This window comes from Porcincola intestinalis (genome assembly GCF_009696445.1).
GTDB lineage: Bacteria > Bacillota > Clostridia > Lachnospirales > Lachnospiraceae > Porcincola > Porcincola intestinalis.
Genome location: NZ_VULZ01000001.1, coordinates 309948 through 334560 on the forward strand (window position 1 = coordinate 309948; position 24613 = coordinate 334560).

General features: G+C 50.3%; 19 protein-coding genes, 1 pseudogene and 2 CRISPR repeat arrays (1 of these 22 running past the window's edge). Of the genes and pseudogenes, 2 read left to right on the forward strand and 18 right to left on the reverse strand.

Annotated features, from left to right (window positions below):
• Nucleotides 1–91: 91 nt before the first annotated feature.
• The 13 genes and pseudogenes from FYJ35_RS01580 to FYJ35_RS01640 form a co-directional block, all read right to left on the reverse strand.
• Entirely contained in the window at nucleotides 92–772 is a 681-nt protein-coding gene (locus tag FYJ35_RS01580; RefSeq protein WP_154522147.1) for a response regulator transcription factor, read from the reverse strand.
• The gene (locus tag FYJ35_RS01585) at nucleotides 769–3621 is read right to left on the reverse strand and encodes an ABC transporter permease (protein WP_154522150.1); all 2853 of its coding nucleotides are present in this window, start codon (nucleotides 3619–3621) and stop codon (nucleotides 769–771) included. The genes FYJ35_RS01580 and FYJ35_RS01585 overlap by 4 nt, the downstream gene beginning before the upstream one ends.
• Nucleotides 3622–3625: 4 nt before the next feature.
• Entirely contained in the window at nucleotides 3626–4471 is an 846-nt protein-coding gene (locus FYJ35_RS01590; RefSeq protein WP_154522153.1) for an ABC transporter ATP-binding protein, read from the reverse strand.
• A 131-nt stretch (nucleotides 4472–4602) separates the two neighbouring features.
• Nucleotides 4603–5340, reverse strand: a complete 738-nt coding sequence (locus FYJ35_RS01595; protein WP_235906293.1) for an NADP-dependent oxidoreductase — start codon at nucleotides 5338–5340, stop codon at nucleotides 4603–4605.
• A gap of 62 nt (nucleotides 5341–5402) precedes the next feature.
• Nucleotides 5403–5792 carry a DUF6040 family protein gene (locus FYJ35_RS01600; RefSeq protein WP_235906295.1) on the reverse strand — a complete coding sequence of 130 codons (390 nt, stop codon included), beginning with the start codon at nucleotides 5790–5792 and terminating at the stop codon, nucleotides 5403–5405.
• Nucleotides 5793–5878: 86 nt separating this feature from the next.
• Nucleotides 5879–7960: a glycoside hydrolase family 31 protein gene (locus tag FYJ35_RS01605; RefSeq protein ID WP_154522156.1), complete on the reverse strand. Its 2082-nt coding sequence runs from the start codon at nucleotides 7958–7960 to the stop codon at nucleotides 5879–5881.
• A gap of 16 nt (nucleotides 7961–7976) precedes the next feature.
• On the reverse strand, nucleotides 7977–9944 hold the full coding sequence (locus tag FYJ35_RS01610) for a glycoside hydrolase family 127 protein (protein ID WP_154522159.1): 1968 nt from the start codon (nucleotides 9942–9944) through the stop codon (nucleotides 7977–7979).
• A gap of 143 nt (nucleotides 9945–10087) precedes the next feature.
• Nucleotides 10088–11284: a sugar ABC transporter substrate-binding protein gene (locus FYJ35_RS01615; RefSeq protein ID WP_154522162.1), complete on the reverse strand. Its 1197-nt coding sequence runs from the start codon at nucleotides 11282–11284 to the stop codon at nucleotides 10088–10090.
• Between the two features lie 166 nt (nucleotides 11285–11450).
• Nucleotides 11451–13250, reverse strand: a complete 1800-nt coding sequence (locus FYJ35_RS01620; RefSeq protein ID WP_205839652.1) for a sensor histidine kinase — start codon at nucleotides 13248–13250, stop codon at nucleotides 11451–11453.
• A 21-nt stretch (nucleotides 13251–13271) separates the two neighbouring features.
• Nucleotides 13272–14120 (reverse strand): carbohydrate ABC transporter permease, encoded by an 849-nt coding sequence (locus tag FYJ35_RS01625; protein WP_154522168.1) that lies wholly within the window; start codon nucleotides 14118–14120, stop codon nucleotides 13272–13274.
• Nucleotides 14121–14124: 4 nt separating this feature from the next.
• A complete protein-coding gene (locus FYJ35_RS01630; RefSeq protein ID WP_154522171.1) occupies nucleotides 14125–15024 on the reverse strand; it encodes a carbohydrate ABC transporter permease in 900 nt (299 codons plus the stop codon).
• A gap of 109 nt (nucleotides 15025–15133) precedes the next feature.
• Nucleotides 15134–16663, reverse strand: coding sequence for a response regulator transcription factor (locus FYJ35_RS01635; protein WP_205839653.1), 1530 nt, complete (start codon nucleotides 16661–16663; stop codon nucleotides 15134–15136).
• A gap of 100 nt (nucleotides 16664–16763) precedes the next feature.
• A pseudogene (locus tag FYJ35_RS01640) lies at nucleotides 16764–17198 on the reverse strand (transposase); the annotation flags it as partial.
• Nucleotides 17199–17230: 32 nt separating this feature from the next.
• A CRISPR array of direct repeats spans nucleotides 17231–17791; the repeat unit is 36 nt; unit sequence GCTTGACACCTTTACGAATTTACAAGGTTCTCAAAC.
• A 245-nt stretch (nucleotides 17792–18036) separates the two neighbouring features.
• On the opposite strand from FYJ35_RS01640, the gene istA reads away from it, so the two are divergent.
• Nucleotides 18037–19404, forward strand: a complete 1368-nt coding sequence (gene istA / locus FYJ35_RS01645; protein ID WP_154522176.1) for an IS21 family transposase — start codon at nucleotides 18037–18039, stop codon at nucleotides 19402–19404.
• On the forward strand, nucleotides 19397–20137 hold the full coding sequence (gene istB / locus FYJ35_RS01650) for an IS21-like element helper ATPase IstB (protein ID WP_154522179.1): 741 nt from the start codon (nucleotides 19397–19399) through the stop codon (nucleotides 20135–20137). The genes istA and istB overlap by 8 nt, the downstream gene beginning before the upstream one ends.
• A gap of 231 nt (nucleotides 20138–20368) precedes the next feature.
• On the opposite strand, the gene FYJ35_RS01655 is transcribed toward istB, so the two are convergent.
• From FYJ35_RS01655 to FYJ35_RS15045, 5 genes are all read right to left on the reverse strand, one after another.
• Complete coding sequence (locus FYJ35_RS01655; protein ID WP_154522182.1) at nucleotides 20369–20593, reverse strand: hypothetical protein; 225 nt, start codon at nucleotides 20591–20593, stop codon at nucleotides 20369–20371.
• A gap of 26 nt (nucleotides 20594–20619) precedes the next feature.
• Nucleotides 20620–21174, reverse strand: a complete 555-nt coding sequence (locus tag FYJ35_RS01660; RefSeq protein ID WP_154522185.1) for a GNAT family N-acetyltransferase — start codon at nucleotides 21172–21174, stop codon at nucleotides 20620–20622.
• A gap of 101 nt (nucleotides 21175–21275) precedes the next feature.
• Nucleotides 21276–21974, reverse strand: coding sequence for a DUF5714 domain-containing protein (locus FYJ35_RS01665; RefSeq protein ID WP_235906297.1), 699 nt, complete (start codon nucleotides 21972–21974; stop codon nucleotides 21276–21278).
• Between the two features lie 300 nt (nucleotides 21975–22274).
• The gene (locus FYJ35_RS14520; RefSeq protein ID WP_235906298.1) at nucleotides 22275–22631 is read right to left on the reverse strand and encodes a class I SAM-dependent methyltransferase; all 357 of its coding nucleotides are present in this window, start codon (nucleotides 22629–22631) and stop codon (nucleotides 22275–22277) included.
• Between the two features lie 52 nt (nucleotides 22632–22683).
• The gene (locus FYJ35_RS15045; RefSeq protein ID WP_268892513.1) at nucleotides 22684–23706 is read right to left on the reverse strand and encodes a histidine phosphatase family protein; all 1023 of its coding nucleotides are present in this window, start codon (nucleotides 23704–23706) and stop codon (nucleotides 22684–22686) included.
• A gap of 260 nt (nucleotides 23707–23966) precedes the next feature.
• Nucleotides 23967–24613: a CRISPR direct-repeat array (repeat unit 36 nt; unit sequence GCTTGACACCTTTACGAATTTACAAGGTTCTCAAAC) (it continues 1234 nt past the right edge of the window).

A 24613-nucleotide genomic window follows, 5' to 3' on the forward strand; every position in this document is an offset into this window, starting at 1 on the left:
CCGAAGCCCAGGATTCTCTCCGCTATGACACTCCCGTTATGGTTCTCACCGTCACGATTTCCCCGATCCTGAAGCCGGCATCCATCCCGGTTCAGGAATCTTCCCGAAGCCGGTATCCCATACCGCGCACCGTTTCAATCTGCTGCCCGTCCTCATCATCCAGCTTCTGCCTCAGCCGCCTGATGTAAACCGTCAGCGTATTGTCATTCACGAATTCTCCCCCATCATCCCACAGAAAAGAGAGAATCTGATTCCGTCTGAGCAGCTGCCCGCGGTTCTGAAGGAATACCAGAAGCAGCCTGTACTCGACCGCTGAGAGCAGGATCTCCCTTCCCTGCCTTTCAACTCTCCCCTTCCGGATATCGATCACATTCTCCCCGATCCGGAAAATCGTCTTTTTCTCCCCATGCGGCGCGCTTCTGCGCCGGATAGCATCCATCCTCGCAAGCAGCTCCCTGAGATGGAACGGCTTCGTCATGTAGTCGTCCCCACCGCTGCCCAGCGCTTCAACCGCATTTTTTTCATCATCACACGCTGTCAGAAAGATGATCGGTACAGATGACCTGCGCCTGATATGCCTGCAGACCTCCATGCCGGTTCCATCCGGAAGCCGCATGTCCAGCAGTACAAAATCGATGCTGCCCGCCTGTTGATCGTACACAGACAAGGCTTCTCTCACAGAACCGGCCTGAAGGACCTGGCTGCCCTTTGTCTTCAGGGCAACCTGCAGTCCCATCATCAGCATCCGGTCATCTTCCACAATCAGGATCATATACTCTCCGTCTTGATTTCCTCAATGATGTCTGATGCGGCTTCCCTCTTGCATCTGCATTGAGCAATACAAAGGACAACCACCGCTGTCGCAAGTATCATCAGGCCAATCATACCATACGGAACCGGAATCGAGAATCTGCCAAATGCCTCCATAATCACCCTATCGAAAACCAGACACAAAGCAGCTGAGACCGGCAGCGACACCAGAACTGCCTTGAGGATCAGTCCGGAAAACTCCCTCAGCACCAGCCGGCGCATCTCCCTCCTCGTCATGCCCACTGACCGCAGCATCGCATTCTGCCTTCTCCGCACCACGAAGAGACTGCAGACAGAATTATAGACATTCAGAAAGCAGATCAAAGAGCTGAAAAGCAGAAACAAAAGCATCAGGGTACGGATCATCTTCGCCACCATCTCCAGGAAGGAACCGCTTTCAAGACTCCCTGAATCGACCAGCTGCAGATGCTTTGCCGACTCGATCTGCGAGAGCACCGGCTCCGCCTCCTTCCCGGCATCAAAGCTGATCACTGTTGAAAAGGCCTGTTTCAGTCTCCGGTTTGCCCATTTCACAAGGCTCTCCCGGACAAACAGCCGGATATACTGCCCATCGTTGATTTTCAGCCACCTTGAGACCTGCTTTATGTCTCCGATCCCCGCAATTCGGAAGGAGACAGCATGATCTTTTCCATCATCTCCGGTAAGTGTAGTCTGAATCCGGTCTCCAACCTTTTTATCCGTCATACGGGAGATTTCCACATATTTGTATCCAGACGGCTTTTTCCCCCAGATCTGATAACTGTCTGTCGACAGGTTGCCGGAGCTGCACAGGATACAGGATACCACTTTTTCAGCTCCCGCGACGTGATCCGTCGGATTGTCTCCAGATCCTTCAGAATCCCCGCCGACCGCCTTCAGCATCTTGTCAAACTCCCTGTCATCGAGAGCCAGAACGGATACCGTCCCGAAAAACCCGTTCTGGTAATAGTCTCGTGTGAATGCCTTCTTCGAGACCCCGTACTGTTTCAGAACCTGATAGAGCGCATTCCAGTATTCCTGGGAATACAGATCCCGGGCAGTGCTAGTAAATACGCCCGGCGTACTCTCGTCATAGCGAATCAGGTTCCGGATTCCAGCCGTCTTCTTCAGCTGGCTGTAAACCTGGTCCATATCCGCAGACTCATCCCCATCAGACACAACGGACCACTTTCGTTTCAGTTCATCGCCGACCACTTCATCTGATGACCGATTCAGCTTATAATCCACCATCTGAATCACGCCAGTTCCGGCATAGGAGACCGTCATGATGATCGCAAAAAACACTGCGAGTGCGCGGACGATGCTTCCCTGCTGCTGTTTTTCATGCCGAAAGAATCCCTTTGCCAGCAGCCTGATGCCGGATTCTCTGATAAAGGGCTTCTTTCTATGTACAATCCTCCTGCTGCCTTGCGCTCTCCTGCCCCCTGCAGCATCCTCCACTCCTCTGATGCTTTCAATCGGACCGACTTTCCCGATCCTTGCCGCCGGCCGAAGTGCGCTGAGCAGGACGATTCCCACGCTGCAGCAGACAACCAGGAAAACCGCCCCCGGTCTGACGGTCAGGCGCACCGGTACATCCGATAGGATCGCCAGTGCCGCCCCCTGCTGCATCATCTCCGTGATCGGTTTCAGGATCCGGACTCCGCCCCAGACAATGAGAAGTCCACTGAAAAAGCCAAGCGGCAGAGACGGCATCAGCAGGCGAAAGGCTTCATAGTAGACGCTGCTCCGCTTCTGCCGGGCAGTCGCCCCAGCGGATGACAGCATGCCAAGATAGCGGCACCTCTGCTCATATGAAATATTGAATATGTTACGGATCAGGATCATTGTCGCTGCAAGGATGAAAAGCACGAAGAAAATCTGCGCTGCCGCAATGATCTTGTTGATCGTCGAGTCCCCGGACATCCCGAAGAAGGAAAGAACCTTGTCATTGAAGGTCACCCTGTCTCCCCACTCCTCTTCCAGCTGACTTCGAAGGCCACTCACCGCACCTGAGTTGAGTGAGCCGTCCGTCAGCTCTACACTGACAGTAACCTTCCCGAAGCTGCTGTCTGTCGGTTCAGTTGTGCTTCTGTCCGGCAAATAAGTCAGCGCTGTGTATGCAGCCTGCCCTGCATTTTCATAATAAGGCACCTCCATAAAACCGACCACCCTGAGCGAGGTCTCATATCCGGTCGGTACGTGGATCTCCTGACACTCTTTGTAAAAGGCATCTCCCTCTGGGAAATATCCGAAAGAATCTCCGACCTTCACGGTCTGCCCGGCCTTGATCTGAAGTTCCAGAAATGGAAATACCAGGTCTGTGCCGCTGAAATTGTGGATGAATCTTCTGAATGTCTGCACCTTGATGGTGTCTCCCAGCGCTATGGTTCCGCCATCATCCAGAGCTGTCCTGGAGAGCACGACCTCGCCTTCCCTCTGCGGGAGCCGGCCCTCTGACACATGGATATTCGCCATACTGAACATGGAAGAATTGTACAGCCGGATATTCAGAAACGGCCGCTCCGGATTGCCGCTCTGCGGGAAAACGGTGTCTCCTTCATTGCCGGATATGCCGACCTTGGCGACAAACGGATAAGATGCGATCTTCTCGTATTCCCCCTTGCGCACATTGCTGAACGCAATGTGCCAGTCTCCACTCCCCGCCGCTGTAACATCTGCCATGTACCGGACCGCCGTATCTCTCCCGATGAACACGCAGACAAGCAGCGCAATGCATAGGGTCAGCCCCAGAATATAGAGGATATTCCTTTTCCGGTTTTTCTGCATGTAGCGCCTGGTGACAAGAAAAACCGCATTACCTCTGCTCATCGCTTCATGCGCCTCCCTCCTGGTTCTGGAGCCCCGCACAGACACCCTGCGCGTCAGACATACTAAAATTCTGTCCGACGGGCACTTTCGCTGATCGTTCTGCAGCCACACTCGCCGCTCGCACACCAGACAACCCGCCAGCAGGGTCCTCGGATGAATGTACGCATGGCTGGCGAATCATCTCATCCCTGAGAATCTGCCCGTCCTCCATATAAAGCATCCGGTCTGCCTGAAGTGCAATCCGCTCATCGTGTGTAATCAGAATGACCGTCTGGTCGAACCGACGGTTGGACTCCTTCAGCAGACTGACAATCTCCTCACTGTTTTTCCGATCCAGATTCCCGGTCGGTTCATCGCATAGAAGCAGGGACGGATGTGTAAAAAGCGCCCTTCCGATCGAGACGCGCTGCTGCTGCCCGCCCGAGAGCTGAGATGGCAGATACATCCTCCTGTCTTCCAGATGCAGATAGGACAGAATCTCATTGAGCCTCTCTGTATCAACCTTCCTGCTGTCCAGCAGAAATGGCAGCACAATGTTCTCCTCCGCTGTCAGAACAGGAATCAGATTATAAAACTGATAGACAAGACCGATATGACGTCTCCGAAAGATCGCCAGCTTATCCTCATCCAGGGTGTACAAATCAGTTCCTCCTACTTCAACTGTTCCTTCACTCGGACGGTCCACCCCTCCCAGCAGATGCAGAAGCGTGGACTTGCCGGATCCGGACGGCCCGACAATCGCCACAAATTCACCCTTCTGAACTGAAAAACGGACATGGTTCAAAGCAACCGTCTTCCCGCCTCCGGTTCCATATATACGTGTCAGATTGCTGCATTTCAATATATCCATAACCCTTTCCTCCCATGAACAACGATAGTCTAACATGAAGAAGTGACATAAAAATGACTGAGCAGGTGACAGATCTGTCACCTGCTCAGTCATTCTCCGGTCGTTCTAACGGGTCTATGTGAAACCGCCGATTATTGCTCTCTCACTGTGATAATCGTCTTACCTTTGGACTTCCCCTGTTTCACCTTAGCAAGCGCCTCGTTAATCTCTTCTAAAGTAAAAACGGTATCGATCGATGTTTCCAGTGGGTGTTCCTTATCAAAAAGCCTGCCGATCCTGTCTAACTGGCTGCCATCCTCGTGCACGAACAGGAAATCATAGGTCTGTTTTTTCGCCGCCGCCATGCGATCATATTTGCGGCCTGCCGCCTGAAAGAGAAGCCGTTTAAATAACGGCATACCGCTTCTTCTGGCGAATCGTCCGTTCGGCAGTCCGCGCAGGGAAACCAGGTTTCCGCCCTCCTTCAGCACCTTGAATTCATTCGGAAGCTCGCGATCGCCCAGCGTATCCAGGACATGATCCACCCCGGAGAGAACATCCGCATAGTTTTCTTTCCTGTAGTCGATGAATTTTTCTGCTCCCAGTTTTCTTACACGCTCTTCATTTTCACCGCTGCCGTTGGTGTAAACGTGCAGGCCGAGACTCTTTGCCACCGGAATCGCCATGGCGCCAAGGCTTCCGGTCCCTCCGGAAATGAAGACAGATTCTCCGGCATGCACATCCATCACCTCAAATGCCTGCATCGCAGTCAGCGCTGTCAGGGGGACCGTTGCCGCTTCCTCGAAGGAGAGATACTCCGGAATAACAGCCAGTGCCGTCTCTTTCACCGCGGCGTACTCAGCGAAGGCTCCGATTTTCTTCAGCGGCATTCTCCCATACACACGGTCACCTGGTTTAAAGCGAGCAGCATTTGAGTAGGAGTTTTGTGTCCTTATTCGTCAGTATCATCGGGGGTACTCTGGATGAATGCCACCATAATACTGATGATATCCCAGCAATATTTCCAGTAGATTTTTCCAACCTGATAGCCAATCCAAACTATAATCAATCCTGTTATTATGAATAAAATTCCCATAACAATAGCTGCAATCAGCCAGTACACAATCCCGGAAATGACACTGTTTGAGATTCCATCGCTTAACTGTCCGAAAGAATCTGCACCTGTCACAAATTCTTGAAACAGGCTTACCATTCCTTTTCCTATCGTACCGAAAAAAGTGATGCAGTCATTAAGGAAAACTGGAGAGAGGATAGCAGTAAACAGTGTGGTGGTATTTATAGATAGTGATCTGTATCTGAACCCTAGCAGATGCCATTGCAACAGTAAACTAGACTTTTTAAGCGATTTTCAGTTGTCAAAGAACAGGTTTAATTTTTCATTCTAAGTATCATTAAATATATTTGATATTAGAGAAGAATCTTATATCCGTTGGTTATAAACAGCGGGATCTGCTCCAGCGGCGTGTTCACGCAGATCCGGACCCCTCCTTCGATTGTTTCTCCTGTCCAGGCGTTGGTCCAGGTGCTTCCCTTCGGGAGGTAGACTTCTCTCTCGGATTGCCTGCTCTCTGTCACCGGTGCCACCAGGATATCCGGGCCAAACATGTACTCATCTTCGATATCCCACGAGGCGGTATCTTCCGGATAATCGTAGAACAGCGGCCGCATGACCGGCGTCCCTTTCTCATGTGCCTGACGCATCAGGTCACGGACGTAGGGGCGCATATTTTCACGGATCCGGATATATCGCTCCAGGATCTTCTCCACATCTTTGCCATAGCTCCAGATCTCATTCGGTGCTCCGGACACACAGGAAGCTCCGCCGGTGGTGCCGTACTGCGGCTGATAGGGCATCCGGTATCCATGAAGACGCATGACCGGGCAGAAGGCTCCGTACTCAAACCACCGCACCAACAGTTCATGGAATGCGGGATCGGTGCTGTCTCCTCCGAAGAATCCGCCGATGTCCGTCGTCCACCAGGGGATTCCGGCGATCGCCATATTCAGGCCGGCCTTGATCTGACAGCGCATGCTCGGGAAACTGGACTGGATGTCGCCGGACCACACGAGAGCGCCGTAACGCTGGCTGCCTGCCCACGCACAGCGAAGAAGATTGACGATATTCTCCATCCCTTCGTTTTTCATCCCGTCGAAGAAGCCCTTCGCGTACATCACAGGGTAGATATTCCCGACTTCCAGGTTGGTTCCCCTGAAATAGCGGTAGTTCTCAAAATCATAGACCGTATACTCCGGTTCCGCCTCGTCCAGCCAGAAGATCCGGACCCCTTTATCGAAGTAGTTCTGTCTGATCTTGTCCCAGACATATTCCCTTGCTTCCGGATTGGTGGCATCAAAATGAACTGTATTTCCCATATACAGGCTGTCGATCCGGACGCCCTTCTCTACTCTCGTGAGAAGGCCGCGGGATTTCATTTCCTCGTAGTTCTCACTCAGGAAATCAACCATGGGCCAGACAGAAACCATCAGCTCGATCCCCATCTCTTTGAGTTCACGGATCATAGCGTCCGGATCCGGCCAGTAGGTCTCGTCGAATCTCCAGTCTCCCTGTTTTGGCCAGTGGAAAAAGTCCGCTACGATGACATCCAGCGGGATATTTCTTCTCTTGTATTCCCTGGCCACTTCCAGCAGTTCCTCCTGCGTCTGGTAACGCAGCTTGCACTGCCAGAAGCCCAGTCCGTACTCTGGCATCATGGGGACTGTTCCCGTCACCCCGGCGTAGGCTTCCTCGATCATGGCAGGTGTGTCGCCCGCACAGATCCAGTAGTCCAGTTTTTTTGTGGAATACGCCTCCCAGGTTGTCAGGTTCTTTGCGAAATTCACTCTGCCGATCGCGGGATTGTTCCAGAGGAAACCATACCCGAGTGAAGAGAACATAAACGGAACGCTGGCCTGGGAATTGCGGTGAGCCAGTTCCAGATCCGCCCCCTTCAGGTTCAGAAAGTTCTGCTGATACTGTCCCATCCCGAAGATCTTCTCTGAAGGATCAGACTCAAACCGCATGGTGAGATGATACTGTCCACCGATCAGCGGCTTGAACTCTCTGGCTTCTATCAGCAGCGAACTGGTGGTGGAGGCAAACATATCCTCCCGATTGCGGAGGAATTCTTCCAGCAGCAGTTTCCCATCCTGATTATAGAAAGAGATCTTGCCGATATTATTGATGACAGCCGTCAGCTTTCCGTTCCGGATTCTTGCTTCATATTCACTGATATCGATCTGAACATCCACGGGATACGCTGGTTTGACAGTCAGCGCCCAGTCCTCCGGATCCAATACTGCAGACTTTGACGCGCGCACACGCAGTGCATTCTCGCCCCAGGGCGTGATCCATAGCCGTTCCGCGTCGTACCTGTACAGCAGGCTTCCGTCCTTCTCCTCAAAATATCCTATCAGAAAACAGCTATCGGCTCGAAAATCACCCTTGTTTTCGTTGTTATCTTTATTCTCTGCCGTAGTATTCCTCCCCATGACAATCATATTAATATCACACCGTCCGTACCCACACGCTCATTTCATTGCTTCCGCGATTGGCCCATGTATAGTATGGAATGAAACTGAGGCGGACATTTTCTTCCTGCGGTTCAGTTTCATCTGCCGGCCGGTACAGGCTCTGGCCATCCTCCGGCTCCCGGATCCTCCGCCCGTCAGCAGTGATCCTGATAATATGTCCGAGTTCCCCGTCTTCAGTTTCTCCTTCCGTCTTCCCTGCAGGATCGACGGACAGAAGATGCAGGTTCTTCCCGTTATCCACTTCTTCCAGGCAGTAGACGACAGGGCCTCTGGTCAGGGCAACTTTCCCGACGTCATCCCTCACACGGGGATCTGCTCTCCAGAAACGCGGTTCCATGCAGAGTATCAGGATGATCTCATGCTCTCCGGTCAGGTTCCTGATGTAGAAGTAACCGTTCTTGTAAACGCCTGAACTGCAGCCGGCTTCGTTCCCGTCCATGGTCACTTCATATGTCCTGGACCATCCCGGGATCCTGAGTCCCAGGTCAAATGGGTGATCCTGCTGCGCGCTTACCTGAATGCGGATGGTTCCGCTCTCTGGATAATCCGTCTGCTGTGTGATCTTCACACTCCCGCCGGATACAGTCAGGTCTGCAGTGCTGCTGATATAGAGGTTCACCAGGCACTGGTTTTCCTTCACCGTGTAGATATACCGGTCGACGGAAGCGAGAAGCCTTGCCAGGTTGGGCGGACAGCATGCGCAGCCGAGCCACTCCGGGCGGACCGGTTTTACATGGCTCTTGCCGGGATCCAGCTGTGATGCAGCGGGATTTACCTCCAGCGGGTTCACATAGAAGAAATGTTTCCCGTCGAGGGCGGTGCCGGAAAGCACCGTATTGTACAGAGCACGCTCCATCACATCTCCATATTCGCCGACACTTTCATTTCGCAACATCTGCGCTGCAAAGAAAATGAGTCCCACTGACGCGCAGGTCTCGCAGTACATAGTATCGTTCGGCAGGTCATAATCGAAGGTGAACGCCTCTCCGTGCACGGTAGATCCGATGCCGCCGGTAATGTACATCCTGCGGTCCACGATGTTTCTCCAGATCCTTCTGCATGCATCGAGCATGTCCTGATCTCCGGAAGACGCCGCGACATCCGCCATGGCCGTACACAGATAGACCAGTCGCACAGCATGCCCCTCCGCTGTATCCTGTTCTACGGGCGGTTTATGCACCTGAAAATACCGGCGGGTGAGCTGATCCATCCCGCCGATGACCGGCTTTTTGCCCGGGTCGGTTTTCTTCTGATCTCCAAAGAAGTCTTCATCCGTTCCTCGTATCCTGAGGAAATAATTGCTGAGGCGCAGATACCTCTCCTCGCCGGTCAGATGGTACAGTTTCATAAGACCGATCTCGATCTCCTCGTGCCCGTCATAGCCGAACTCCCCGTCCGGTCCCAGCGCCTTCTCGATATGTTCTGCCAGTTTCATGGCCGTATCCAGCACCTTCTGATTACCGACAGCCTCATAGTAAGCAGCGGCCGCCTCCATGAAATGACCGGCGCAGTAGAGTTCATGGCTGTTCATCAGGCTCTTGAACTTCCGGTACGGCTCCTCGATGGTGAAATAAGTTCCCAGATAACCGTCGTCCTCCTGCGCCTGTGCTATGAGGTCCACCACACTGTCCGCCATCTTTTTCAGGGATTCATCCGGCTCTTCCATGAGGGAGTAGGCGACTGCCTCCAGCCATTTGTAGACATCGCTGTCCTGGAACACCCATCCATAGTGGTGGCCTTCGTGGATGCCGGCTGCGATCCGGAAGTTCTCCAGCGCATGGCTCTTCTCGTTCGGTATGGACGAGTCGTTTCTCTCCCGCTCGATATTTACATCGATCTCATCATTCAGGACTTTCCACTGATAGGGGATCATCTCACGCCGGACTACGCTGCGGTAGCGCAGCCAGAAGGGATCAGTGATAACAGTTTTTCCGGTTTTCATTTTATCCCTCACACTCTTTTATAATTGGTTAATCAGGAACATCCCGGCAAAGCCTAGTTTATTACACGAATGCCGGCTGTTTCCAGCCGGCATTTCCTGTGGCTGCCTCAAGGCTGCCTGTTTATCTTTTTCTTTGTTTCCAGTTATCCGATGATGCCGTCAATCGTTGCCTGTGCTTCTGCTGCTGCATCTTTCGGAGCGCTCTCACCGGTGATGACCTTATTGAAGGCAAGTGAGATTGCATCAGAGATGCTCGGCCATTCCGGCAGCGGGCCTCTTGCATGAGCGTACTGCATCTCATCTACGAAGACCTGGTATACTTCGTCACCCTCAAACTGATCCTTGGCAATGGTGGAGTCAGCTGAGATATAGCCCATTGCATTCATCATGTACAGGCAGGTTTCTGGTGTGGTTGCGAACTCGAGGAACTTCACTGCTGCATCTTCATTGCCGCCTGCGATCACCGCATAGTTCTCGCCGCCAAGGCCGGATGCCTGCTCTTTATCCTGCGGGATCGGTGCTACGTTCCAGTTCAAATCCGGAACTTCTTCACGCATAGTCGGGATCTGCCAGGTTCCGTTGATCATCATTGCCAGGTTTCCGGCGATGAACTGATGCATCGTGTCGCCCTGTGTCCAGTTGATCGCTTCCTTCGTCATAGCTCCGGAATCAACCAGTTCCTTCTCAAAGTTCAGAGCCTTAATGCCGCCTTCGGAATTGATCTCGTAAGAGGTTGCGCCTGTGGACCATACCCACGGAAGGAAGTTGAATGTTCCCTCTTCATTCTGCAGTGCGCAGTGAGCGAATCCGAATACAGAATCTGTTGTTGTTGCCTTTGCTACCTCAAGAAGCTCGTCCCAGGTCGTGGGAACTTCGCATCCTGCTTCCTTCAGCATGTCTTCATTATAGAACAGTACCAGGTCATTGCTTCCGAACGGAACGCCGTACAGTTTTTCATCCAGTGTGCAGGAGTTTACAGGCCCCTCATAGTAGTTGCTGACATCGAACTTGTCTGTTATATCTGCGAAGATTCCCATGGCTGCATAGGCTGCGTGGTCCGGGTTGTCAAGGATGACCAGATCCGGCAGATCGTCCGCAGACGCTCCGATGGAGAGCTGTTTCTTGAAATCCGCGAACGGCACATATTTTGCCTCTACGGTGATGCTGTCCTGAGAACCATTGAACTCTTCAATAATGTGGTTCAGCGCTTTCTGGTGGCCTTCTGTCTCCCAGTAATACCAGATCGTAACATCCCCGCTTGCTTCCTCTGCATATGCTGCGGTTCCCAGCATGGAGCAGGCAAGGCCTGCTGTCAAAAGTAACGAAATGAGTTTCTTCATGGCGATTCCCTCCCAAAAAATAAGTTTTGCTGTGTCTGTATTACAGGAACCACTTCGTACCTCCTGTAACCGTTATGTGCATTATAGGATGGACCTCATTTTTAGAAACTGGGTGAAATCTGAAAAAGGGGGGACGTTTCTAACCTTGTTTGAATATTCATATTTTTCATTCATCTGCCTCAGGGAATTCCATTTCTACAGTTGTGCCTTCGCCCAGATGGCTGTCGATCTTCAGGATCCCCCGGCCATCTGTATACATGTCAAACCGCAGGATCGCGTTTTCAAGCCCGATATGTCCCTTCTCATCCTCAGGCGCAGGCTCTCCTCTCATGATCCTGTCAACCACGGAAGTGTCAAACCCGGCGCCGTTGTCCGTGATCCGTATCTTCAGTCTGCCCTCCTCCTGGCTGAACACAATCTCCAGCAGGTACTCCTCCTGCGCATAGCGGAAGCCGTGAAGGATCGCATTTTCCACAAACGGCTGAAGCAGGAGTTTGTGAATCTTCCAGTCCTGGACTTCCGGGCTTACATGGATGTCACAGTGGAACTTGTTCTTCATCCGGTACTGCTGCAGGTAGACATAACGCTTCAGCCATTCCACTTCATCCCGCACCATAACTTCCCCGTCATAGTCGGATATGGCGTAGCGCAGGATGAACGCAAGGGAATTGATAGCGTTGCTGATGTCATACTCTTCCCGGTCGATCGCCATCCAGTTGATGGTGTCCAGCGTATTATACAGGAAATGGGGATTGATCTGAGCCTCCAGCGCCTTCAGCTCCGCTTTCTGGCGGTTCTGCGCAGCCTCTTTCTCCTTCTGCCTGGAGACACTCAGCTTCCGAAGAGTGTCATTGAATTCATTTGCAACCGTCTCGATCTCTATAGGAAGGGATTCCTCGATGGGGATCTGCACCGACAGATCTCCGGATCCTGCTTCCTTCATCGCGTCCGTCACCGTGTGCACGGAGGAGACCAGTTTGTCAGTCTGCCTGCGCAGCAGGTAAATGGTGATCCCAAGGAGCAGCAGCCAGACGGCTCCGATGATCAGCAGGCTCCTGCGTACTTCCTGCCAGAAGTTCAGGCGGTTGATGGCGTTGACGATCACCCATTCCAGTTTCCTGTCCGTGAATGTATATACATCGTACTGTGCAGGGGACTTGATCTCTCTCTCCTTCAGAAACGTCCGTATCTCGTCGACCAGTGCCTTTTCATCCTGCATGCCGGAGCTGCCTGAGAGAGTCTCGCCGATCCAGCTCTCATCCAGACCGGATATGATACGGCCGTTCTGGTCGATGAGAAGGTTGCAGCTCCGGCCTTCCTGTTCTTCCTCTTCCATATAAAGAACACTGTGCAGGAGATCCTCATCCAGGCTGACGATCACAATCCCACACTGCTTCTTCAGGTCGCGGTAATCGATGATCCTGTGGGCGATGTGGAACAGATAATGATCTTCCCCGGCGAAATTGGTAGCATATTCCGTGGGGAAGATATAGTAATCATTTTCCCGAGAAACTGTGTCATAGAGAGTTTTCTGATCCAGATGGAACTGGCTCAGCCACGGATTCTCGTAGGTCGCGGCATTCAGCGTATGGGTGGTGACCATCCTGCCGCTGTCGGAGATCACAGTGATCGCGCCGATGCCAGCCTTGGAATAAAGAAGTGCATTCATATAACGGCGCAGCTGATTGGTGGTCACAGCTTCATCTTCACCCTCGTTCAGGCTCTCCATCCATCCGACCACATCATCGACCGTATAGATCTGGTACACCAGGTCCTTATACGAATCAAGAAGCAGATTCATGTTGTCATCAATCTGCTTCAGGTTCTGCTGCGTCAGAGTCCTCGTATTCTCTCTGATCAGGCGGATCGTATTATAGGACAGAAAGATACCCACAAACAGCAACGGAACCGTTGATGTCAGGATAAAGATACTGATCAGCCTGTTTCTCAGACTCTGTTTCGCCATAAAGATATTCATTCTGTTATACTAACCCTTCACGGCCCCGTTTGTCATTCCCGCAATGATATATTTTTGCATAAAGATGAAAATGACTGCGACCGGAATGATGGTTACGATAGCGAAGGCGGACAGGTAACTCCATTTCGTGCCGTACTGCCCCATGAAGTTGAAGATCCCGGCCGTGATCGGACGCTTCTGCTGATCCAGGATAAACGTCATGCCATAGGCCAGGTCGCCCCACGCGTACAGGAAGGAGAATACGGCGCACACGATGATACCGGGTTTTGCCACCGGCACCAGGATCCGCATGAACGCACCAAATCTTGTACATCCGTCGATATATGCCGCCTCTTCCAGTTCCTTCGGGATCGATGCGAAATAATTCTTCAGGATCAGTATGGAAAATGGGATCCCGATGGTCGTATCCGCAAGGATCGCCGACCACCAGGTATTATAAACATGCATTCCCTTGAACATGATGAACATGGGCGTGAGCAGCACGGACACCGGAAGCATCTGGGTGACCAGGAAGAACAGCAGCATGACTTTCCTACCCTTAAAACGGTACTTGGCAATGGCGTACGACGCCGGCACTGCCAGTACAACAGCGATCAGCATGGAACTCAGGGAGATCAGGAAGCTGTTCGCAAATGAACGGAACATGTTGAAGTCTCCGGTCTCCACCTGCGCTGCATAGGACTGCGTGTTCAGGACGTGCGGATAGAATGTCGGCGGATTCTGGAATATCTCCTGCTCCGTCTTCAGGGAAGTGTTCAGTGTCCAGAACAGCGGGAACAGCAGGAAACACAGTACCAGAACGGAAACGATACAGAGGATCACATTTTTCCTGCCGGTAATCTTTTTCTCTTCTCCCATTTCCTCAGTCCTCCTCTCCCTGCATGGTGATCCTCAGGTAGATGATGCCGACCATCAGAAGGATCAGGAGCAGTACATTCGCTACTGCCGAACCGATGCTGTAATTAAACAGTTCAAATGACTGTTTGTAGGAATATGTTGACAAAAGGTGGGTGGAATTGACCGGTCCGCCGCTTGTCATGACATAGACCAGGTCATAGACCTTGAATGTGTAGATGAATCCCAGTACCAGAACCGATTCGATCGTGGGGCGCAGAAGCGGCAGTGTGATTCGCCAGAAACTCTGGCTGGCGCTCGCGCCGTCGATTGCCGCACTCTCATACAGTTCCTTGGGGATGGTAGTCAGCCCGGTGGACAGCAGGATCGTGTTAAACGGGATCCCGATCCAGACATTCGCGATAATGACCACCAGCATTGCCGTCTTCGAACTGGTCAGCCAGTCAATATTCTGGGAGATCAGATGCACGGATCTCAGGATGTAATTCACCACACCGATATCCGTCGCAAACAGAAGTTTGAAGATCAGAGCTGTGACCGTCATCGGGATCATCCAAGGGATCATGAGGATCCCGCGCACCGTTCTGGCGAAGCTGAAATTCTTATTCAGGAACAGTGCCAGGATAAATCCGATCAGAAACTGGAATACCAGGCAGGATACCGTGAAGAGCAGAGTATTGCCGAGAGACTTCAAAAACACGTCATCGTGGAACAGCTTTATGTAGTTGGCTATTCCGATAAAATGTTTCTCTCCTCTTGACAGATTCGCCACCGTCACATCCTGCAGGCTCAGCAGAAGGTTGCTGATAATGGGATACCCCACAAAGACCAGCATATAGACGCATGCCGGCAGAGCAAACAGGAGCCCTGCATTCTCATGCCGGAAGAATCGTTTTAACACACGCATAGTAAAACCCCCTTTTGCGATCTCTCTTGCAGAAAGTATAGAACGTCAGCATCAACTTCTAAATGTGAGAAATCTTTAAAAAGGGGGAATTACCTAATCTGTATTGATTTTATTTTACATTTCTACGGTACTCGACGGGAAGCTGCCCCGTGATCTCCTTGAAGACCCTGCTGAAATATTTGGGATCCGAATAACCGACCTTCTCCGCCACCTCGTACAGTTTCAGGTTCGTTCCCACCAGCAGCTCCTTCGCCTTCGAGATCCGGTAGTTCTTGACATAATTGCTGAAAGTGGTACCCGTCTCCCTGTGGAACAGCGTCCCCAGATACTCCGGCGTCATATCCAGTTTTCTGGAGATCTCATCCAGCATGATCCCCGTCTGATAGAACTCATGGATCATACTCTTCATTCTCTTTACTGTCAGATGGGTGGTATCCGTATCCTGTGTGCCGGTAAGTTTTTCCAGTACGAGCGAAGAAGCGTCTGTCAGTTCCTCCCGCAGTTTCGCATTCATGATCCGGCTCAGCAGTTCCTGCTGGTTGATCTGGCTGACTTGAACCTTCCCCACTTCTTTCGCTATGGCGATGATATTCCACAGAAAACGAACATAGCTTTCCTTGATCTCTTTGGGCGCATAGATCTTTCCGTCGCGAAATGAACTATGGAACTCTTTCATCAATTCCTGTTCCCTTGCCTGATCGTCAGAGCATATGGCCGTCCGCATCTGCATCTCCAGGTCAATGGGATAATTGCAGGACGCGGTCTGGACATTCTTGATCTGCGGGTAGCAGATCAGCACCTGATTGTCCATGGAGATATTCCAGTCCAGATACGGGTACAAAAGAGAGAACCCTTCTCCCAGTGCATTCAGATCATCCACCTCGACCCAGCCTGCAGCCATCTTCTTCGGACTTCGCTGCAGGATCTGCTGCTGCATCCATCTCTCCAGATCCTTCAGGTCCCGGTATCCCCTGACTACCACAGTGACAGTATTCCGATAAACTAGGTCCGGATAATAGCAGTCCAGCCCCGGATAAGAACTGAACACATGCCGGATGTACCTTCGCGTATCCTCTGAACTCACATCACCGCCGTGGTAAGCACACAGAAGACTCATTTTCTCATGACAGTCGATATGATACCTGCTTTCAAGATAGGCTTCCGTCTGCTCATCAACCGTCAGCTTCCCGGAGAGCACATAGAAAAAGATCTGCTCGGGAGTACCTATTTGCTCCGGCTTCTCCAGGCGTTCCTTCTCGATCTGGAATGTAACATTCTCCAGCGACTGCATCAGCTCATTGTAGGCAATGGGCTTCAGAAGATATTCCGTCACCCCCAGCTTCATCGCAGATCTGGCATACTCAAACTCCGAGAACGCACTCAGCACGATCGCCTTCGTATGAATGCCGGCCTGCACCATCTGCTCCAGCATCTCCAGTCCATCCATATCCGGCATCCGGATATCCGTGATCACAATATCCGGTTTCAGCTGAAAGATCGCCTGCAGCCCTTCCACACCGTTCCCGGCTTCCATGACCACATCATATCTGCCGCCGGAACGGGACAGCAGCTTCCCCAGACCTTCCCGGATGCGGATCTCATCTTCCACAATCAGGACTTTTAGAACATTTTCTTTCATGATCATCAATTCCCTGTCATCGAGTTATCTTATAGGAATCAGCCTGTGTTTTATGGTAAAACAATTATATGAATTGGGGGCGGACATTTTCTTGGACTGCCTAAGTAGCAATTCCAAGACTACGTCTGTACTCCAAAGGGCTCATGTTACCGAGTGATACCTTGATCCGTTTTTCATTATTCCAAACGAGGTAATCATTTAAGATACTCATGAATTCTGGCAGGGTGATATTTTCCCATTTCCGGCTATAAAACATTTCGTTCTTTAGTCTGCCAAACAATCCTTCACAAGCTGAATTATCAGGAGAGCACCCTTTCTTTGACATGGATCGTTTAAGACCTGCTCTGTTCATGCGTTCAATCCATCCCGGCCAACGATAGTGGCAGCCTCGATCACTGTGGATCAGAGGATACTCTTCCTTGGATAAAGTAGCAATAGCCTTATCCAGCATTTCATTTACCAGAGCTGCGTTTGGTGCTGTGCTTATCGTCCATGCAGGAAGCATGCCATCAAAGCAATCAACAATAGAAGAAAGACCATCTTCTATGTTGTAACCGTAATCTTGCGGCTTGACACCTTTACGAATTTACAAGGTTCTCAAACGGGCTGTGATTTACCAGTATCAATTGTTTTGCTTGACACCTTTACGAATTTACAAGGTTCTCAAACTTTTCAACCATGTTCATAAGCGTATTCAACGCTTGACACCTTTACGAATTTACAAGGTTCTCAAACTATACCTAAGGTGTAATATTATTACACCTTGCTTGACACCTTTACGAATTTACAAGGTTCTCAAACAACGCACTATATTATACGCAAGACCGTGGAGCTTGACACCTTTACGAATTTACAAGGTTCTCAAACCGAAATGTACCCGCTTACAACATTGATGATGCTTGACACCTTTACGAATTTACAAGGTTCTCAAACCGGTGAATGGTGAGGGAAATTGTGAAATGGCTTGACACCTTTACGAATTTACAAGGTTCTCAAACGTGAGAAGGCGACCGCAAAATCTCTGGGAGCTTGACACCTTTACGAATTTACAAGGTTCTCAAACCCTAGGGGTCATTGGAATTGCTGTATGCAGCTTGACACCTTTACGAATTTACAAGGTTCTCAAACCTCAAATGGTCTTCACCGAACCTCCTCTGCCTGGTTTGCAGCATAAATTCAAAGGTTTTTCTGAATCAAGCACATGTCCTTATCAATAATATAGCGCTTATCACCTGTTCTGTCCAAAGGTTCCGTTCCCTCAATATAAATGCTACTCTGAAAGTGAGCCACTTGAGCATAAAACGCTGACTTGAAAATGAGCCACCTTATCAGTACTCTGAATGAAGTGAATGCTTCATTCGGAGGGATAATCGGTGGTTATCACAATGAAAGACTATGACGAAATACGCAAACGATACCTGGCAGGCGAAAGTCAGCGCCATATCGCTAAAACGCTCGGCATCTCAAGGAACACAGTTGCCAAGTACTGTGAAGGTGCTGCCGTTCCGTGGGAACGTAAAACGCCGGAACGTGTCTCAACGATCCTGACAGACGAGACCGTCACTTTTATCCGCTCTTGTCTTGAAGAAGACAAGGCAGAGGGGTTGAAAAAGCAGCGCCACACAGCAAAACGGATCTATGACCGTCTCGTGGAAGAGACCGGATTTACCGGAGGCGAATCCACAGTACGGGCAAAAGTACATGAGCTGAAGCAGCTTATGCCTTCTGTGTTCCTGCCCCTCCTTTTTGACCCGGGTGAAGCCCTTCAGGTCGACTGGGGAGAAGCTTTTGTCTATATCAAGGGCAAGAGAGAAAAGGTCAATCTTTTTTGTGCCCGTTTGTGCTACAGCTGCCGGCCGGTCAGCCTGGCATACCACCGCCAAAACGAAGAAAGCTTTCTGGACGCTTTTGTCCGCAGCTTTCAGGTCCTTGACGGAACGCCGGCCAAAGTGATCTTTGACAATGGCAAAGTCGCCGTAAAAGACGGTTTCGGATCCCACGCCAAAAAGCAGGAAGGCTATACGCACCTCTCGGCTCATTACGGGTTCAATGCCCTGTTCTGTAACCCGGCGGAAGGCCACGAAAAGGGACTCGTGGAAGGCCTTGTCGGCTGGGCCAGACGGAACATCCTCGTCCCGGTCCCCAGGGTGGATTCCCTCATCGAACTCAATGAGACGCTGCTTGAACGCTGCCAAAAGTACGAAGCCCACAGGATCCAGGGCAAACCTGATACTGTCGGGGCCATGTACCGCCTTGAAAAGGAATCCCTCCATCCTCTGCCGCGGTACACGTTTGAAACAGCCAAATGCACCAGTGTCCGGGTGAACGCTTTCTCTACGGTATGTTTTCGGACGAACCGGTACTCGGTTCCGGTCGAGTATGTTGGCCGGATCGTCGGGATCAAGGCGTATCCGGAGACGATCGAGGTCTACTGCAACGGTGTCATGATCGCAGAGCACGAGCGCTGCTTCGGGCAGTATCAGAACCGGTACCGTCTGGATGACTACCTGCTGCTTCTTGAGATTCGGAGCCGCGCGTTCTTCAATGCCGCGCCCGTACGACAGAACATCCCGCCAGAAGTCCTTCAGCGGTGGCAGGAGGAGCGGACCGACCACAAGACGATCATTGCGTTCCTAAAGTCGCAGTCCGGTGCTGAGTCTCCGGGGATCAAGGATCCTGTCCGTATCCGTGCCGTCGACCTTCATGAGTACGACACCTTGAAGGAGGCCGCCTATGTATAACGACGCGACTATGGAGCAGGTGAAGATCCTGGCAAAACAGCTGAAGATCCCGACCTTTGTCCAGTATCCTGATCTCCTGCGGCAGGCAGGTGCCGATACCGATTTTGGCAGCCTTCTCCTTACTCTCATGCGTAACGAGTACGATCAGCGTCAGGAGAACCAGAACCGCCGCCGTTTAAAGCAGGCAGGGCTTCCGTACATGAAGACCCTGGAAGAGCTGGATCTGTCCCGTTACGATGGAAAGATCTCCGAACTCTTTATAGGCGAACTGGCCAGCTGCCGGTTCATCCGGGAAAAGAAGAACATCATCATGCTGGGAAATCCCGGCCGCGGGCAGACCCACATGGCCATCGGGCTGGCTCTGAAAGCCTGCTCGCTTGGGATGAACGTCCTCTTTAAGAACGCCGCCTCTCTTTCCACGGAGCTTTCCGAAGCGCGTGATAATTACGTTCTCGGCAAGCTGGAGAAGCGGATCCGGAAGGCTGATCTTCTGATCCTGGATGAGATGGGCTATGTGAGTTTCGACCGTTACCAGTCGGAACTGCTTTTCAAGGTGATCGCTGACCGTAGTGAACGCGGCAGCATTATAGTAACAACAAACCTTCCATTCTCCGAATGGACTACCCTGTTCGAGAACACAGCGATGGTAGACCGGCTGACGTTCCAGTCATATATCCTCGACATGAACGGTCAATCGTACCGAATCGAACAGGCAAAGAAACAGACACGGTGAGTGGCTCACTTTCAAGCCAGCGTTAGTGGCTCAAAATCAGATCAGCGGGCGGCTCACTTTCTGGTTGACGTTTATATCCAGGTATCGTTCCGAGCCTTGTCTGTTTTCCTTCTGCTCTCTTTTTTACAGCTACAGTCTAGCATGGAGAAATGACATAAAAATGACTGGACAGGTGACAAATTTGTCACCCGCCCAGTCTGTGATACCCCGGCGTCAGACCTTCCTGTTGGTTTATTTCACGAAAAGCCGAAGCGACTCCACATCCTCGGGTGTCAGCCTCATACTTGCAGTATAGCTCTTCCCCTCAGGTGTCGTTGCAGTGATCTCAAAGATCGTCCCAGGCTGAATCGCATGCTCATTCAACGTCTTCCCGAAACTGACGATCTTCGGATGCTGCTCTCTGAAAATATGAAGCCTCTCTTTTGCCTTTAAAAGACTTCTGGGATTCAGTGCCATCTTTTTATCCTCCTCAATGATTGAGCTTATATATTGTCAAGCTCCAGAAGCATATACACAAGCTCCTGATAGCCCGAAAACCTCGAATTGAACCCTCTGGGATTCCGTCCGAATTCCTGAAATCCCACACTTCGATACAAGGAGACCGCCCTTTCGTTCTCTCCCACTACATTCAGTTCCAGCTGCTGATAGCCGGCCTCCCGGGCACAGTGAATACTAGCCTTCGTAAGGATTCTCCCCAGACCAAGTCCCCAGTATTCCTTCAGCACACTGATGCCAAAATCAGCCCGATGCCTGACCTTATACTTTCTTCCGACAGCCCCAATTCCTGCGATCCCCGCAATCTTCCCATCAATGATGGCTGCAAGCTCTATCTCGTCCGGACTGTTCATCTTTTCTTCCAGATCGCCTGCCTCCTGCTCCGCGTCAAAACTTTTTTCATCCGGATAGCTCAGCAGATAATCGGTCTGTTCATGGGCAAGCGTAAACACATCTAATACAGCACTCCCGTCCGCCCCCGTGCAATTTCGGATGAGGGCTTCTTTTCCATTTTTCAACATGACCTTTTGTTCATACTTCATGTCATCCTCCTCACCAGGTTCAGACTAAGGTCTGAATGTTCTTCTTTTAAACGGATGTGAACCCTTCATTCATTTTTCTATAGCAGATTGTAAAGATCACATCAGTATTCCTGCTGAAAAGAATGCGCATAAAAAGGGCACCTGTCTTTGATACATTGTTCGTTCAATCCTGTGAATTCGCATTTCATTTGCTCATATTGCAATGTTACATCATAATGAGCATTCACATAATCAACACCATTTTTAAATGCTATCATGGCATCTCTCTTACAACATCTAGGTCCGTTTATGATCCCCAGTTCACCGATTGCTTTCGATGTAAACTGCATATGACTCCCCCATGACCCGTCTGTCGAAAGCGGGCCGGTTCCATCGATGATTGCAAGTGCGGCACCTATAGATGTAATTGCCCCGCAGATTCCCCATAAACCACACATTGCTCCAGGCATTCTAAGTCCCTCTGCCATTAACCTGTCCAGCGCCTGATCTATATCAATTTCTCCACCTGCATTTTTATATGCCATAAGCAAACTTGCACCATCTAATATATGGTGTTCAGGCCCATTAATACTGACATATTCCTTCTTTGCAATATTCTTAAATATGAGAACCGGATTCGTACCTTGTTCTTTCTTTATATCAGCTACAATCAGCTCTGCCTTTTCTTTTATTGACATAGAAGATTTCCTTTCGAATTCATGAATATAGTGCATTCCGCTTCTGGACAATCCGGTAAGTTCCTGCAGCTCCTTTTGCGTCACGGAAGGATATTCTGTGATCGCCTTACAAACCTTGTTCATATTAGACAGCTCCAGTCCCGGAATTTCTTTTTGTTCCGTTTATTGGTCAGTATCTATTGGTTTTGGGTCTATAAAGGCGCTGTCTCTGATACAATGCCCGACGACGACCTCCGGCAAATCATTATAATGCCGGCACAATATGAGACTCGTGTAAAAGATAAACCTGGGAACGCGCTTCTCAGTTCACCGGCCACAAAATAGATCTCTTCATGATCCCATTTATCACCAGATGTCAGCCGACATGTGTCTAATTCCTCCCGCGTTTCAAAAGCGACATCTCCAATCAGAATCTGCCCGTTTTCATTCAGATGCAATAGAATCGTAGCGTTGACGTTTCAACGGCTCGGCCAGTCCCTGCGTAAAATCCCACTGATAGAGATGTGCTCCCGGCATTTTCTGTGCTGCCAGTTCAATCATTCTGGACGAGAAATCCTGACCATAAACTGTACACCCATTCTCATATAATATTGATGTGAGTGTTCCGGTCCCAAATCCGATATCAAGTACGACGGCATTTTTCTTCTTCATGATGACCTGAAAGATTCTCCCGAGCACATCCTTGTAACCGGCAAATGGATATGTGTACTCGTCATCAGAAATACCAACTGTGCTGTCATATCCATCAGCCCACAGATCAAAACCTTTGTTGTCGAGCATCCTTACCTCCGCAAATTATGGATTATGATTCTCCCATCCGGATGAACTCAATTCATTTCTCTGCCAATCCCTCACCCAATATCTCAGCAAATTGTTCCAGCCCATCCCGATCTGAAGTGCTGAACCGTCTGAAGAAGGGGCTGTCAATATCCAGGACACCATATAGACTGCCCTTTTTACAGATAGGCAGCACAATCTCAGACCGCGAATCGCTGTCGCAGGCAATGTGGCCGGCAAATTCATGCACATTCTCCACAAGGACCGTCTCTCCCTCTGCCGCTGCTGTTCCGCACACGCCTTTTCCAAAAGGGATCCGGACACAGGCCGGCTTGCCCTGAAATGGCCCGAGCAGCAACTCATTTCCCTGTGAAATATAGACCCCTGCCCAGTTAATTCCTTGCAAAGTCTGATAGATCAGAGCAGAAGCATTGGAAAGAATTGTGATATCCGAATCGACACCCTGCATCAGGCTCTTCAGCTGCCGGCAAAGAAGATCATAATCGGTATGATAATCTGGGAATGAATCTTCGAACTTGTATTCCCTGACTTCTGCATTCTTTATACCGAATGCTGCGAACTCCTCATTCCTCATATCACGGAAATAGGATTCGATCATACGGGATATGCCATTATGAGCGACTAAGAGATACGTCTTCTCCGGTTCCTTTTCGATATCATCGATCAGGTTATAAATCCTTTGTGCCGTCTTCATCATGGATTCTCCTCCGCCGTAACTGTCAGCGAAGTTCTCCTTGGCCCTGGCAAATTCCGAGCCGTCCCTTGCGGTTCCTTCCCATCTGCCAAAATTCTGCTCCACCAGGCGCGGCTCAATTCGTACCGGGACTCCGATTACATGCGAGATTTCCACCGCTGTGTCAAAGGCACGAGACAAAGGAGAGGTCATAATCTCATCAATATGGATCTCGCCATGATCAATCTTCTTTCTTAGCATCTGCCCGGTCTTTCTTGCCTGTTCACGACCAAGCTCCGTCAATGGACTGTCCGTTGCACCACAGATTTTATTTTCAACATTCCATACCGTCTGTCCGTGACGGACAAAATAAAAATGCCCCATGTCAGCTTCGTTTCCCTTCTTCGCCTGTGATTTCGGTCATACCATTATTGTGAATGTCAACCACTTTTTTAAGTGGTATGGTAAGCGCCGAATGTCAATAAAAAGCTCAACGATTTTTTGTCTGTTTCTCCCTTTAAGCTTGCGGATCCGTTTCGGGGCCGGAATAAGGACTTATATTGTCAACTTAAGGGGTGATTCATCTTCTCTATGGTATGGTAAGCAGATTTTTATCGCCGATTTTTATGTTCTTCGGTAATGAGTTCTTACACCTTTACGAATTTACAAGGTTCTCAAACGGACGGACTGGGAATAACAGCCGAAACGAGGCTTGACACCTTTACGAATTTACAAGGTTCTCAAACCAGCAGGGTATTAGCTTTTTCGCTGTCACTGCTTGACACCTTTACGAATTTACAAGGTTCTCAAACATTTGCAAAGTGAACTGTCTAGATGGTTTCGCTTGACACCTTTACGAATTTACAAGGTTCTCAAACGCAGTTATCACAGCCCTGTCATCCTCTGGGGCTTGACACCTTTACGAATTTACAAGGTTCTCAAACTTCTTCAGCATTATTTATTCCTCCTTTGCGGCTTGACACCTTTACGAATTTACAAGGTTCTCAAACCTGGATGGCGTAGTATTTTAGTCGCTTTCTGCTTGACACCTTTACGAATTTACAAGGTTCTCAAACTCGTCTTCGTCATGCTTTATCGCCATGACGGCTTGACACCTTTACGAATTTACAAGGTTCTCAAACTGCTTGGTAAAGCAGCACACCGTGGTGAAAGCTTGACACCTTTACGAATTTACAAGGTTCTCAAACTAATAGTCTCGTGCCGGGTTATTCTTATCGGCTTGACACCTTTACGAATTTACAAGGTTCTCAAACCGAGGGCGGGGACAAGG

Bases quoted from the DNA above. Each gene is read 5' to 3' on its own strand.
- FYJ35_RS01610 (WP_154522159.1), bottom strand. From the start codon at position 9,944: ATGAAAACCGGAAAAACTGTTATCACTGATCCCTTCTGGCTGCGCTAC.
- FYJ35_RS15045 (WP_268892513.1), bottom strand. From the start codon at position 23,706: ATGGGGCATTTTTATTTTGTCCGTCACGGACAGACGGTATGGAATGTT.
- FYJ35_RS01615 (WP_154522162.1), bottom strand. From the start codon at position 11,284: ATGAAGAAACTCATTTCGTTACTTTTGACAGCAGGCCTTGCCTGCTCC.
- FYJ35_RS01585 (WP_154522150.1), bottom strand. From the start codon at position 3,621: ATGAGCAGAGGTAATGCGGTTTTTCTTGTCACCAGGCGCTACATGCAG.
- FYJ35_RS01665 (WP_235906297.1), bottom strand. From the start codon at position 21,974: ATGAACAAGGTTTGTAAGGCGATCACAGAATATCCTTCCGTGACGCAA.
- FYJ35_RS01590 (WP_154522153.1), bottom strand. From the start codon at position 4,471: ATGGATATATTGAAATGCAGCAATCTGACACGTATATATGGAACCGGA.
- FYJ35_RS01660 (WP_154522185.1), bottom strand. From the start codon at position 21,174: ATGAAGTATGAACAAAAGGTCATGTTGAAAAATGGAAAAGAAGCCCTC.
- FYJ35_RS01655 (WP_154522182.1), bottom strand. From the start codon at position 20,593: ATGGCACTGAATCCCAGAAGTCTTTTAAAGGCAAAAGAGAGGCTTCAT.
- FYJ35_RS01635 (WP_205839653.1), bottom strand. From the start codon at position 16,663: ATGAAAGAAAATGTTCTAAAAGTCCTGATTGTGGAAGATGAGATCCGC.
- FYJ35_RS14520 (WP_235906298.1), bottom strand. From the start codon at position 22,631: ATGCTCGACAACAAAGGTTTTGATCTGTGGGCTGATGGATATGACAGC.
- FYJ35_RS01630 (WP_154522171.1), bottom strand. From the start codon at position 15,024: ATGCGTGTGTTAAAACGATTCTTCCGGCATGAGAATGCAGGGCTCCTG.
- FYJ35_RS01605 (WP_154522156.1), bottom strand. From the start codon at position 7,960: ATGGGGAGGAATACTACGGCAGAGAATAAAGATAACAACGAAAACAAG.
- istB (WP_154522179.1), top strand. From the start codon at position 19,397: ATGTATAACGACGCGACTATGGAGCAGGTGAAGATCCTGGCAAAACAG.
- FYJ35_RS01620 (WP_205839652.1), bottom strand. From the start codon at position 13,250: ATGGCGAAACAGAGTCTGAGAAACAGGCTGATCAGTATCTTTATCCTG.
- FYJ35_RS01595 (WP_235906293.1), bottom strand. From the start codon at position 5,340: ATGCCGCTGAAGAAAATCGGAGCCTTCGCTGAGTACGCCGCGGTGAAA.
- FYJ35_RS01580 (WP_154522147.1), bottom strand. From the start codon at position 772: ATGATCCTGATTGTGGAAGATGACCGGATGCTGATGATGGGACTGCAG.
- FYJ35_RS01625 (WP_154522168.1), bottom strand. From the start codon at position 14,120: ATGGGAGAAGAGAAAAAGATTACCGGCAGGAAAAATGTGATCCTCTGT.